This is a genomic window from Actinomadura darangshiensis (assembly GCF_004349235.1).
Classification (GTDB): domain Bacteria; phylum Actinomycetota; class Actinomycetes; order Streptosporangiales; family Streptosporangiaceae; genus Spirillospora; species Spirillospora darangshiensis.
This window is the reverse complement of record NZ_SMKY01000032.1, coordinates 40,897-52,787: the sequence shown is the minus strand read 5'-3', so window position 1 is coordinate 52,787 and position 11,891 is coordinate 40,897. Positions and strand designations below refer to the sequence as shown.

11 protein-coding genes are annotated in these 11,891 nt (G+C 73.6%); 2 read left to right on the top strand and 9 right to left on the bottom strand.

Going from position 1 to position 11,891, the window contains the following annotated elements:
* Together E1293_RS10320 and E1293_RS10315 are read right to left on the bottom strand one after the other, a co-directional pair.
* The coding region (locus E1293_RS10320; protein ID WP_481726004.1) for a thiolase family protein at positions 1-397 on the bottom strand (397 nt) is incomplete at its 3' end.
* Positions 390-1,844 carry a class I adenylate-forming enzyme family protein gene (locus E1293_RS10315; RefSeq protein ID WP_165978161.1) on the bottom strand — a complete coding sequence of 485 codons (1,455 nt, stop codon included), beginning with the start codon at positions 1,842-1,844 and terminating at the stop codon, positions 390-392. The genes E1293_RS10315 and E1293_RS10320, both read right to left, overlap by 8 nt.
* A gap of 53 nt (positions 1,845-1,897) precedes the next feature.
* On the opposite strand from E1293_RS10315, the gene E1293_RS10310 reads away from it, so the two are divergent.
* Together E1293_RS10310 and E1293_RS10305 are read left to right on the top strand one after the other, a co-directional pair.
* Positions 1,898-2,665: an SDR family NAD(P)-dependent oxidoreductase gene (locus tag E1293_RS10310; protein WP_132196319.1), complete on the top strand. Its 768-nt coding sequence runs from the start codon at positions 1,898-1,900 to the stop codon at positions 2,663-2,665.
* A 5-nt stretch (positions 2,666-2,670) separates the two neighbouring features.
* On the top strand, positions 2,671-3,651 hold the full coding sequence (locus tag E1293_RS10305; protein WP_132196317.1) for a ferredoxin--NADP reductase: 981 nt from the start codon (positions 2,671-2,673) through the stop codon (positions 3,649-3,651).
* On the opposite strand, the gene E1293_RS10300 is transcribed toward E1293_RS10305, so the two are convergent.
* From E1293_RS10300 to E1293_RS10270, 7 genes are read right to left on the bottom strand one after another with little or no spacing between them, the layout of a single operon-like run.
* Complete coding sequence (locus tag E1293_RS10300; protein ID WP_132196315.1) at positions 3,639-5,066, bottom strand: class I adenylate-forming enzyme family protein; 1,428 nt, start codon at positions 5,064-5,066, stop codon at positions 3,639-3,641. The two genes, E1293_RS10305 and E1293_RS10300, sit on opposite strands and share 13 nt — an antisense overlap.
* A complete protein-coding gene (locus E1293_RS10295; RefSeq protein WP_132196313.1) occupies positions 5,063-6,106 on the bottom strand; it encodes a CaiB/BaiF CoA transferase family protein in 1,044 nt (347 codons plus the stop codon). Before E1293_RS10295 ends, E1293_RS10300 begins: the two co-directional genes overlap by 4 nt.
* Positions 6,103-7,059, bottom strand: coding sequence for a TIGR03564 family F420-dependent LLM class oxidoreductase (locus E1293_RS10290; RefSeq protein WP_132196311.1), 957 nt, complete (start codon positions 7,057-7,059; stop codon positions 6,103-6,105). Before E1293_RS10290 ends, E1293_RS10295 begins: the two co-directional genes overlap by 4 nt.
* A gap of 20 nt (positions 7,060-7,079) precedes the next feature.
* A complete protein-coding gene (locus E1293_RS10285) occupies positions 7,080-7,502 on the bottom strand; it encodes a cobalamin-dependent protein (protein ID WP_132196309.1) in 423 nt (140 codons plus the stop codon).
* Complete coding sequence (locus tag E1293_RS10280; RefSeq protein ID WP_132196307.1) at positions 7,502-9,082, bottom strand: methylmalonyl-CoA mutase family protein; 1,581 nt, start codon at positions 9,080-9,082, stop codon at positions 7,502-7,504. The genes E1293_RS10285 and E1293_RS10280 overlap by 1 nt, the downstream gene beginning before the upstream one ends.
* Before the next feature lie 24 nt (positions 9,083-9,106).
* Positions 9,107-10,285, bottom strand: coding sequence for an amidohydrolase family protein (locus E1293_RS10275; protein WP_132196305.1), 1,179 nt, complete (start codon positions 10,283-10,285; stop codon positions 9,107-9,109).
* Between the two features lie 36 nt (positions 10,286-10,321).
* Complete coding sequence (locus tag E1293_RS10270) at positions 10,322-11,860, bottom strand: AMP-binding protein (protein WP_132196303.1); 1,539 nt, start codon at positions 11,858-11,860, stop codon at positions 10,322-10,324.
* Between the last annotated feature and the right edge of the window lie 31 nt (positions 11,861-11,891).

Genomic DNA, 11,891 nt, shown 5'->3' with positions numbered 1-11,891 from the left:
GCCACGGCTCGACCCATTCCCCGCCGACCCGGAAGCTCGACTTCGGCGAGGTGGAGGCCGAGTTGACGCCTCCCGCGATGACGAGTTCGTCCATGCCCGCGCGGACGCTCGCGGCGGCGTCCTGGACGGCGGCCTGGCCGGCGGCGCAGTGCCGGTTGCAGGCCTGCCCGGCGACCGAGGACAGACCGGCGGTGACCGCGGCGTGGCGCGCCACGACGCCCCCGCCGTAGAGGCCCTCGCCGAGGATCACGTCGTCGATCCGGTCGGGGTCGAGGCCGGACGCGGCCGCGGCGACCACGTGGTGCGCCAGGTCGTAGGCGTCGGTGTCGCGCAGGGTCCCCTTGAAGGCGGTGCCGACCGGGGTGCGCAGGGCGGAGGTGATGACGGCTTCAGGCACGGGTGTCCTCCAGCGTTGTGTCCATCTCGGCCACCAGGACGCGGCGCAGCAGCTTCCCGGTCTCGGTCTTCGGCAGTTCGGCGCGGAAGACGATCTCGTCGGGGGTCTGGGCGGAGCGCAGCCGCTGCCGAACCCAGCTCCTGATCTCCTGCGGGTCGCCCTCACCGACGACGACGGCGACAAGGCGCTGCCCCCACTCGGAGTCGGGCACGCCCAGCACCGCGGCCTCTTCGACTCCCGGATGGGCCAGCAGGACGTCCTCGATCTCGGCGGGGGCGATGTTCTCGCCGCCCCGGATGATGGTGTCGTCTGCGCGCCCCTCGATGAAGAGGTAACCGTCGGCGTCGAGGCGGCCACGGTCGCGGGTGGCGAACCAGCCGTCGGCGTCCAGGGCGCTCTTGTCCCCGTACTCGCCGGAGATCTGCTCGCCGCGCACGAACACGAGCCCGGTCCGTCCCGCCCCCAAAGGATCGCCGTCGTCGGAGCGGATCTGGAATTCGACGCCGGGCAGGGCGCGGCCCACCGACCCGAGCCGCGCCCGGACCTCGGGCTCGGTCGCGGCGAGAGCCTTGCGGTGGTCGCCCGGGCCGAGGACCGCGATGGAGGACGCCGTCTCCGTCAGCCCGTAGGCGTTGACGAATCCGGTACCGGGAAAGATCCGCAGCGCCCGCTCCAGGACGGGCATGGGGGTCCGCGCGCCGCCGTAGGCGAGGTTGCGCAGCGTCGGCGTCGCCGCGTCGGCCCCCTGCACCTCAGCGACGATCCGCGCCAGCATCGTCGGGACGACGAGGGCGTGCGTGATGCCCTCGTCCCGGACGGTCTCCAGCCACAGCCGCGCGTCGAACGCCGGCATGTAGACGACCCGCCGTCCGGTGTAGAGGTTCGTCAGCAGGTTCGCCAGGCCGGCGACGTGGTACGGCGGGACCGCGACGAGCGCGGCGTCCGCCGGGTCTGCGGAAGCGAACTCCAGGGTGTTCAGCACGTACGCGAGCAGGTGCCGGTGCCGCAGGACGGCCGCCTTGGGCGCGGCCGTCGTGCCGCTGGTGTACAGCAGGGCCGCGACGGCGTCGCGGTCCTGCCCGTCGACCTGGCCGGGCGGTTCCGCCGGCGCGGCCGCCCCGGTCTCATCGACGAAGGTGTCGAGGTCGTCGGGCCGGAGCAGCAGCGCGCCGGGGTGCCGGGAGCGCAGCTCGTCCAGCCGCTGCCCGCCGAGCCGGTAGTTGAGGGGGACGAAGGGCACGCCCGCGACGGCGGCGCCGAACAGCGCGACCGGGTAGGCGAGGTGGTTCGCCGCCAGGTAGAGGACGGCGGGGTGGCGCCGGAACCGCTCGGCGGCGGCGTGGGCGCTGCGCAGCAGGCCGGCGGCGGTCAGCGAGCGGCCCCCGGCCGTCACCGCCGGCCGGTCGCCGGCCGAGGCGGCCATCTCCAGGATCATGGTGATGTTCATGAGAATGCTATTCTCTCTTACAAAGATTCCTACTCGCAAGAGAGGGTAACGGGATGCAGATCGAGGGCAGCTCCGCGATCGTCACCGGCGGCGCCGGCGGGCTCGGCGAGGCCACCGTCCGCCGCCTCCACGCGGCAGGAGCGAAGGTGGTCGTCGCCGACCTCGCCGACGAGAAGGGCAAGGCGCTGGAGGACGAGCTCGGCGTCCGGTACGTGCGGACCGACGCCACCGACGAGGACGCCGTGCGCGCCGCGCTGGCCGAGGCGGAGGCCGCGGGGCCGCTGCGGATCTCCGTGGACGTGCACGGCGGCCCGGCGGCCGGCGGGCGGCTCGTCGGCAGGGACGGCTCGCCGATGGACCTCGCCGGATTCCGCACGACCATCGAGGTCTACCTGACCGGCGTCTTCAACGTGATGCGGCTGGCCGCGGCCGCGATCGGCAGGCAGGAGCCCGCCACGGGCGACGGGGCCCGGGGCGTCATCGTCAACACCGCCTCGATCGCCGCCTACGAGGGCCAGATCGGGCAGATCCCCTACGCCGCCGCCAAGGGCGGGGTCGCCAGCATGACGATCGTCGCCGCCCGCGACCTGTCCCCCCTCGGCGTCCGCGTCGTCACGATCGCGCCCGGCACGTTCCTCACCCCGGCCTACGGCAAGGCCGGCGACCAGCTTGAGGCGTACTGGAGCCCGCAGGTGCCGCACCCCAAGCGGATGGGGCGCTCCCCCGAGTACGCCGCGCTCGTCCAGCACATCTGCGAGAACGACTACCTCAACGGCGAGGTCATCCGCCTCGACGGCGCCCTGCGGTTCCCGCCGAAGTGACCCGTATGGCACACGACCATGGCTTCCACCGGGTCCGGATCACCCGGGTCGTCGACGAGACGCCCGACACCCGCACCTATGCGCTGGACGCGCCGTTCCCCTACCGGGCCGGGCAGTTCCTGACGTTCCGGCTCTGCGGCACCCTGCGCAGCTACTCGATGTCGAGCTCACCGGACACCGACGGCGAGCTGAGGACGACGGTGAAGCGGGTGCCGGGCGGCCTGGTCTCGAACTGGATGCTCGACAACCTCGCGACGGGCGACCTGGTGGAGGTCACCCGCCCGGCCGGCGCGTTCTGCCTGCGCGAGACCGCGGCGCCGCTGGTGGCCTTCTGCGGGGGCAGCGGGATCACGCCGATCGCGTCCCTGGTCAAGAGCGCGCTGGCCACCACGGACCGGCGGGTCCGGGTGCTGGCGGCCGACCGGGACGGCGGCTCGGTCATCTTCGATGCCGAACTCGCCGAGCTGACCGGCCGGCATCCCGGCCGTCTGGAGGTCGAGCGCCACCTGGACGCGGAGAGCGGATTCGTCACCGGCGGCCGGGTGCGGAGCTTCACCGGCACCGACCGGGACGCCGACTTCTACGTCTGCGGCCCGGCCCCGTTCATGGACCTGGTCGAGGAGGCCCTGCGGTCCCTCGGCGTCCAGGACGACCGGATCTTCATCGAGCGGTTCGCCCCCGCGAGCGAGGAGCCGGCGGGCCCGGCGAAGGAGGGCACGGTCACCATCGTCCTGGCGGGCAAGCGGCACACGGTCCCGCAGCACGCCGGCGAGACGCTCCTGCAGAGCGCGCGCAGGGCCGGGCTCGCGCCGCCGTTCTCCTGCGAGGCGGGCAACTGCGCCACGTGCATGGCCCAGGTGACCGACGGCGAGGCGAAGATGCGCGTCAACAACGCGCTGGAGGACGACGAGATCGCCGAAGGCTGGGTCCTCACCTGCCAGGGCGAGCCGGTGTCCGAGGACATCACCGTCGTCTACGAGGACTGACCGTCGGGACGGAGGTGGCGTTCCCGGAGGACGCGGCGCAGTACCTTGCCGGACGGCAGCCGGGGGATCTCCTCGACCAGCACGACCTCGCTCGGGCGCTTGTAGGAGGCCAGCCGGTCGCCGACGAGTGCGATCAGCTCGCCGGGGTCGACCGGGCCGCCGGCGGCGACCGCCGCGACGACCGCCTCCCCGCCCGCGCCGTCCGGGATCCCGTACACCGCGCAGTCGGCGACGTCCGGATGGCCGTGCAGGACGGCCTCGACCTCGGCGGGCGCGACCTGGAACCCGCGCACCTTGATCATTTCCTTGGTGCGGCCGGTGAGCGTCACCCATCCCCCGGCGTCGACGCGGCCGACGTCTCCGGTCCGGTACCAGCCGCCGTCGAACGCGCCCTCGGTCGCCTCGGCGGGCAGGTAGCCCGCCATCAGCGAGTCCGACCGCGCCTGGATCTCGCCGGTCTCCCCCGGCCCGGCCGGCTCGCCGGTCCGCGGCGACACCACCCGCAGCTCGACGCCGGGCGCGGGCCGTCCGACGCTGTCCAGGCGCGCGCCGCGGACCGGGTTGCAGGCGATGACGGGCAGCTCGCTGGCCCCGTAGGCGGGCACCCAGCCGACCCCGGTCCGCCGGGTGACGGTCTCGGCGACCTGCGGCGTCACCGGCGTCGCGCCCCACATGATGTAGCGCAGCGACGACAGGTCGAACGACTCCACATCCGGATGCGACGCGATCGCCAGCGCGATCGGCGCGACGGCCATCTCGACGGTGATCCGGTCGGTCTCGATGGTCCGCAGGACGAGGTCCAGGTCGAAGCGGCGGTGCAGCCGCATCCAGGCGCCGGACGCCAGCGCCGTCTCGATGTTGAGCAGGCCGAGGATGTGGGACGGCGGCGTCGCGATCTGGATCCGGTCGCGCGCGGTCAGCTCCAGCGTCGCCCGCCAGTTCCGGACGGCGGCGCGGAACGAGGCGTGCGTGTGCCGGACCGCCTTCGGCAGGCCGGTCGTCCCCGAGCTGAACACCAGCAGCGCGTCGGCGTCCGGGGCGGGCTCGGGGAAGGCCGCGCCGGGGAAGGGCGCCTCGGCGGGACGGATCGGCCCGTCGTCCAGGTGCAGCATCGGCATCAGCCCCGCGAGCAGCGGGTGGTCGCCCACCGCGTGCGCCGGCTCGGTGACCCGCAGCGCGTGCTCGACCTCGCCGCGCTTCCAGGAGGGGCTGAACAGCACGACCGCCGCGCCCAGCCGCCAGGCCGCCCGGACGGCGACGACGAACTCCGGCCGGTTCGAGGCCATCAGCGCGACGCGATCGCCCGCCCGCACCCCGCGGCGCGCCAGCACGCCGGCGAGCCCGCCGGAGAGCGCGTCCAGCCGCGCGGCCGTGTACTCGCGCTCCTCGAAGGCGAGCGCGGCCCGTTCGCTCACGTCAGGTCCCCGTGCTCTCCCAGGCGCGGCGGCGGCCCGTAGCGCGGCTCGTATCCCCCGACCCGGATCGGGCTCCCCACCAGCCGGTACCCTCCCGCCGTCACGATCGCGCCGGGCGCGGCCGTCAGCGCCTCCGGGAGCGTCCGCACGGCCGCCGCCGGGATGCCCAGCGGACGGAGCCTGGCCTCCCAGCCCGCAGCGGTGTCGGCGGCCAGTGCACGGGCCACCACGGCGAGGACCTCCGCGCGCCGCGCCGTGCGCTCGGCCATCGTCGGGAAGCCCGTGACGCCGGACTCTGCGCAGAACGCCTTCCAGAAGCCGTCGTGGGTGATGAACAGCGCGAGGTACCCGTCCGAGGTCGCGAAGAGCTGGGCCGGGACGTAGTGGGAGTGCGCGCCGGACGGCAGCCGGCGAGGCTCGGTGCCCTCGTTGAGGTAGGCGGACGCACGGTAGTTGAGCTGGGAGAGCATCACGTCCCGCAGCGACACCTCCACCTGGCCGCCGCGCCCGGACACGATCTGGGCGAGCAGGCCGAGGGCCGCGGTCAGGCCGGCCGAGTTGTCCGCCGAGGAGTAGCCGGGCAGCGTGGGCGGCCCGGCCGGGTCGCCGGTGAGGGCCGCGACCCCGGTGGCGGCCTGGACGACGTAGTCGAACGCGGGATGGTCGCCCGCGTCCAGCCCGAAGCCGGTGAGGGCGACGCAGACGATCCGCTCGTTGTGGCGCCGCAGCGCGTCGTGGGTGAGGCCGAACCGGCGGATCGCCGAGGGCTTCAGGTTGACCAGCAGGGCGTGCGCCCCGGCGGCCAGCTCGCCGAGCCGTTCCCGGCCCGCCCCGGACGCCAGGTCGATCCGGATGCTGCGCTTGCCGCGGTTGAGGCTGGCGAAGTAGGAGTCGCCCACCTGCCGCGACAGGTCGCCGCCCGGCGGTTCGATCTTGGTGACCTCGGCGCCGAGGTCGGCGAGCATCATCGTCGCGTACGGCCCGGCCAGGATGTGGCCGACCTCCAGCACGCGGATGCCCGCGAGCGGGCCGGCGCTCATCGCAGGTCCGCCGCGAGTCCCGCGAGCAGCTCCTTGGTCCGCTCCTTGGAGGCGACCAGTTCGTCCCTGCCCGCGCCGATCGGCAGCAGCCGCACCGACAGGTCGGTGACGCCCGCGTCCGCGAACCGGCGCAACCGCTCCGCGATGGCCGCCGCGTCGCCCGCCGCGCAGATGTCGCCGACGTCCCGGGCGTCGCCGTACGCCAGCAGCCGCTGGTAGTTCGGGGAGATCTCGGCCTCGCCGAGGATGCGGTTGGCGCGCTCGCGGGCCGCGTCCGCCTCCGACGGCCGGCACAGGCAGACCGGTACGCCCGCGACGACGCGCGGCGCGGGCCGCCCGGCCTCCTCGGCGGCCCTGGTGATGCGCGGGACGACGTGCTCGCCGACGGCCCTCTCGTCGGCCATCCACAGCACCGTGCCGTCGGCCCGCTCCCCCGTGAGCCTCAGCATCACCGGGCCGAGCGCGGCGACCAGGACCGGCAGCGGGGCCACCGGTCCCAGCCCGAGCGGATTGTGCACCGAGAACGTCTTGTTCTCCACCTCGACAGGGCCGGGCCCGGCGAACGCGGCGTCCAGCACGTCGAGGTAGTCGCGGGTGTACCCGGCGGGCCGCTCGTAGGGCAGCCCGAGCATGTCCCGCACGATCCAGTGGTGGGACGGCCCGACGCCGAGCGCGAGCCTCCCTCCGGTGGCCGCCTGCGCGGACAGGGCCTGCCGCGCCAGCGCGACCGGGTGCTGCGACTGCAGCGGGACCACCGCGGTCCCGAGCTCGACGCGGCTCGTCGCCGTCCCCATCAGGGCGACCGCCAGCAGGGCGTCGAAGTCGGTGGGGACCTGCGGCACCCAGACGGTGTCCAGCCCCGCCGACTCGGCCCACCGGGCGTCCTCGACCATCCGTTTCGCCTTGCGCGCGGAGTCCCCGCGCTCGGGCCCGCTCATCACACCGATCCGCACGGTTCCTCCAGTTCGCCGGTTCAGCCGTCGCCCACGGGGCCGGGCACGGCCGGCGGGACGGCCGTCAGGTCGCGCACCCCGGTGACCACGTCGTCGAGCGCCGTGCCGGTCGGGAACACCGCGGCGGCGCCCGCGTCGCGGAGCCGGGGGACGTCGGCGGCGGGAATGGTGCCGCCGACGATGACCGCGATGTCGCCGGCGTCGGCCGCGCGCAGGGCCTCGGCGGTGCGGGCGGTCAGCGCCACGTGCGCGCCGGACAGGATGCTGAGGCCGACGACGGCGACGTCCTCCTGGAGGGCGATCGCGACGATGTCCTCGACCCGCTGCCGGATGCCGGTGAACACCACCTCGAAGCCGACGTCGCGGAGCGCGCGGGCGACGACCTTCGCGCCGCGGTCGTGGCCGTCCAGGCCGGGCTTGGCGATGAGGATCCGGGCGGGCATCAGAACACCACCGGCTGCTGGAACTCGCCCCAGACCGCCTTGAGCGCGGCGACCATCTCACCGACCGTGCAGTAGGCGTTCGCGCAGTCGACCAGTGGGCCCATCAGGTTGGCGTCGCCTTCCGCGGCGCGGGAAAGGTCGGCGAGCCGGGCGCGCACGGCCGCGGGGTCCCGTTCGGCCTTCACCCGCGCCAGCCGCTTCAGCTGCCGGTCCCGTCCGGCGGCGTCCAGCTCGTAGCCGGCGACCTCGGGTGCCGGCTCGTCCGAGGCGAACCGGTTGACGCCGACGACCGGGCGTTCACCGGACTCCAGGTCGCGCTGCAGCCGGTACGCCTCGTCGGCGATGAGCCCCTGCAGGTAGCCGTCCTCGATCGCGCGGACCATGCCCCCGTGCCGGTCCAGGTCGTCCATGATCTCGACGATGCGCGCCTCGGTGGCGTCGGTGAGCGCCTCCACGAAGTAGGAGCCGCCGAGCGGGTCGGCGACGCGCGCGACGCCGGTCTCGTGGGCGAGGACCTGCTGGGTGCGCAGCGCCTGCGTCGCCGACTCCTCGCTCGGCAGCGCGAACGGCTCGTCCCACGCGGCGGTGAACATCGACTGCACGCCGCCGAGCACCGACGCCAGCGCCTCGTAGGCGACCCGGACGGCGTTGTTGCGCGCCTGCGGGGCGTACAGCGACGCGCCGCCCGCGACGCACCCGAACCGGAACATCGACGCCCTGTCCGAGGTGGCGCCGTACCGCTCCCGGACGATCGTCGCCCAGCGCCGCCGCCCCGCCCGGTACTTGGCGACCTCCTCGAAGAAGTCGCCGTGGGTGTAGAAGAAGAACGAGACCTGCGGCGCGAACTCCTCGATCGTCATCCGGCCGCGCTCGACGACGGTGTCGCAGTAGGTGACGCCGTCGGCGAGGGTGAAGGCCATCTCCTGGACGGCGTTGGCGCCGGCGTCGCGGAAGTGCGCGCCCGCGACCGAGATCGCGTTGAACCTCGGGACCTGCGCCGCGCAGAACTCGACGGTGTCGGCGATCAGCCGCAGGGACGGTCCGGGCGGCCAGATCCAGGTGCCGCGCGAGGCGTACTCCTTGAGGATGTCGTTCTGGATGGTGCCGGTCAGCTTCGCCCTCGGCACCCCGGCCTTCTCCGCCGCCGCGACGTAGAACGCCAGCAGGATCGCCGCCGTCCCGTTGATGGTGAAGCTCGTGCTGATCCGGTCGAGCGGGATGCCCGCGAACAGCACCTCGGCGTCGGCGAGGGTGTCGACGGCGACGCCCACCCGGCCGACCTCGTCGCCGACCTCCGGGTCGTCGGAGTCGTGGCCGCACTGGGTCGGCAGGTCGAGCGCGACCGAGAGCCCCGTCCCGCCCTGGTCCAGCAGGTACCGGTAGCGGCGGTTGGACTCCTCGGCGGTGCCGAACCCGGAGTACTGGCGGATCGTCCAGAGCCGGCCGCGGTAGCCGGAGGGGTAGTTGCCCCGGGTGAACGGGTAGCGCCCGGGAGGGGGCGGCTCCCCGCGGACGTCCTCCGGTCCGTAGACGGGCCGCAGGGGCAGGCCGGACGAGGTCCGGACGGAGTCGTCGTTCATGTCAGCCACATCCGGACCGGCCCGTCAGACCGACATCAGGCGGGCCAGGTTGCCGCCCATGATCTTGGCCTTCCCGTCCTCGTCCAGCCGGGTCAGCGCGTCCACGTAGCTGACCGGGTCCGCGAGGCCCTCGGGGTGCGGGTAGTCGGAGCCGAACAGCACGCGGTCCACGCCGATGAGGCCGGCCAGCTCGGCCATGTCCTCCTCCCAGAACGGGCTGACGTGGACGTTGCGCTTGACCGCCTCGACCGGGTCCTCGGTGAACGCCTCCGGGGCCTTCTTGTGGACGTCGGCGAGCTGGCCCAGCAGCGGCGCCACCCACGACGAGCCGTTCTCGATGACCGCGATCCTCAGCTCGGGGAAGCGGGACAGCAGTCCGTGGCAGGCCATCGAGCCCACCGCGTCGGTGACCGGGCGCCATTCGGCCAGCATCCGGAACGCGTTGGTCTTGAAGGGCAGCATCTCCGCGCCGTGGCCCTCCCAGTCGTTGGCGTACCGGCTGTAGCCGCTGTCGGAGGAGTGCATCCCGACGACGACGCCCTCGTCCGCGACCCGCTTCCAGAACGGGTCGAACTCCGGCAGCGCGAACGAGCGCGGGCCGCGGTGGCCGGGGACGGGCGCGGGGCGGATCAGGACGGTCTTGGCGCCGCGCTCCAGGCACCAGTCGAGCTCCGCGATCGCCTTCTCCACGACGGGCAGGCTGATCACGGGGGTCGTGAAGATGCGGTCCTTGTAGTTGAACGACCAGGTCTCGTGGAGCCACTGGTTGAGGGAGTGGACGACCACGTGGATCAGGTCCGGGTCGTCGCGCATCCGCTCCTCGATCAGGCTGGCGAGGGTGGGGAACATGAGCGTCCGCTGGATGCCGAGCTCGTCCATCAGCTCCAGGCGCGGCCCCGGCTCCCGGAACGCGGGGATCGAGCGCATCGGCTCCCCGAAGATCTCCCGCTTGCTCTTGCCCTCGGGGTTGCCGTTGCGGAAGTAGTCCTCCATCGCGCCCGGCCGGGCGACGACGTCGAAGGTCGGGTTCGGGATGTAGTCGCTGATCTGGCCCCGGATGGCGATCTTGGTGCGGCCGTTCACCTGCACGTACTGGATCGCGCTCGCGTACCGCTTCGGCAGGTGCCGGGTCAGCGCCTCCTGGGTCTCGTAGAGGTGGTTGTCGGCGTCGAACAGCGGATAGGGCAGCGCGCGCGACGGCATCGATATCCTCCTTTGTCGATATTGAGAATCATATTCTCACTCGTTGCGCGCCGCAATGTCTCGGCGGAGAAGGAACTTGCGGACCTTGCCGCTCGGGGTGCGCGGGAAGTCCTCGACGACGTGCAGTTCCTCGGGCCACTTCTGCCGGGCGAGGCCCGCCCCCTCCAGGTGCGCGCGCATCTCCCCGATCGCCGGCGCCGCATGGCCGGGCCGCAGGCGCAGCACCGCCGCCGCGTGCTCGCCGAGCCGCGCGTCCGGGGCCGACACCACGGCCGCCTCGGCGACGCCGGGCATGCCGAGCAGGGCCTCCTCGACTTCGAGGGCGCTGATGTTCTCGCCGCCGCGGATGATGACGTCGGACTTGCGCTCGGTGATCGTCAGGTAGCCGTCCGCGTCGAGGACGCCGATGTCGCCCGTCCGGTACCAGCCCTCGGAGTCGAACGCCCGCTCCGTCAGCTCCGGGTCGGTGTAGCCGAGGCACAGGTCGGGGCCCCGGCTGAAGATCTCGCCGTCCGCGGCGAGGCGGATCTCCACCCCGCGCAGCGCCTCGCCGTCGGTGTGCAGGCGTTTCGCCGCGGGCGCGGTGAAATGCGAGCCGGTGATGGACGGGTGCTCGGTGCTGCCGTACGAGCGGTACACCGTGATCCCGAGGCCGGCCAGCCGGGTGGTGACCGCCGCCGGGACGGCCGCTCCCCCGAGGCCGGCGAACCGCATGTGCCGGAGGTGGTCCGGGGTGAAGTCGGGATGGTCCAGCAGGCTCGTCATGTAGTACGGCACGCCGCCGCCCACGGTGAGGCCGTCCCTCTTCATCAGCGCGAGCGTCCGGCCCGGATCCCAGACGTCGGCGAGGTTGACCGGGGTGCCGCGCATCACCGGGATCAGGCAGGCGTTCAGCATGCCGATGAAGTGGCCCACCGGGGCGGAGATGATCTGCCGGGCGAGATCCGGCGGGTAGCGCTCGGCGAGCTGGCGCGTCTCGCAGCCGAGCGTCTGGTGCCCGTGCACGACGCCCTTGGGGTCGCGGGTCGTGCCGGAGGTGAACGCGATCAGGGTCTGCCCGGCGGGGTCCGCCGCGGCCACGCCCGGCAGCGGGACGGGGTCGAGCAGGTCGTCGAAGTCGCGTCCGACCACGCCGACGACCGGGACGTCCGCGCACAGGTCCGGCTGGAACTCCAGGCGGCCGAACCGCTCGGCGCTCACGAACACGCGGGGCCGCACGGCCTTCAGGATGAAGCCGACCTCCTTGCGGCCGTAGAAGTGGACGATCGGCACCACGACCGCGCCGAGGAACGCCGAGGCCCAGAAGACCGCCGCCGCCTCCATCCAGTTCGGCAACTGGAACGCCACCACGTCGCCGGCCCCCACGCCCCGGCGGCGCAGCCCCGCGGCCAGCCGGCGCGCGACGCGCTCCACGTCGCGGAACGTCCCCGACCACGGCCGCACCGCCGAGTGCACGCGGAACTGCGCGTCCGGCGCCTTGGCGAGCCCGCGCGCCAGCATCTCCCCGAGCGTCTCCCCGGTCCACCAGCCCTCCGCCTCGTACCGCTCGACCAGTGCCTCAGGGACCGTTCGCATGGTGCCGGCTCCACTTCCCGATGCGGGCGCA

Excerpts from the sequence above, each read along its gene's own strand:
- E1293_RS10315 (WP_165978161.1), bottom strand. The coding sequence starts at position 1,844 with ATGAACATCACCATGATCCTGGAGATGGCCGCCTCGGCCGGCGACCGG.
- E1293_RS10310 (WP_132196319.1), top strand. The coding sequence starts at position 1,898 with ATGCAGATCGAGGGCAGCTCCGCGATCGTCACCGGCGGCGCCGGCGGG.
- E1293_RS10305 (WP_132196317.1), top strand. The coding sequence starts at position 2,671 with ATGGCACACGACCATGGCTTCCACCGGGTCCGGATCACCCGGGTCGTC.
- E1293_RS10295 (WP_132196313.1), bottom strand. The coding sequence starts at position 6,106 with ATGAGCGCCGGCCCGCTCGCGGGCATCCGCGTGCTGGAGGTCGGCCAC.
- E1293_RS10285 (WP_132196309.1), bottom strand. The coding sequence starts at position 7,502 with ATGCCCGCCCGGATCCTCATCGCCAAGCCCGGCCTGGACGGCCACGAC.
- E1293_RS10280 (WP_132196307.1), bottom strand. The coding sequence starts at position 9,082 with ATGAACGACGACTCCGTCCGGACCTCGTCCGGCCTGCCCCTGCGGCCC.
- E1293_RS10275 (WP_132196305.1), bottom strand. The coding sequence starts at position 10,285 with ATGCCGTCGCGCGCGCTGCCCTATCCGCTGTTCGACGCCGACAACCAC.
- E1293_RS10270 (WP_132196303.1), bottom strand. The coding sequence starts at position 11,860 with ATGCGAACGGTCCCTGAGGCACTGGTCGAGCGGTACGAGGCGGAGGGC.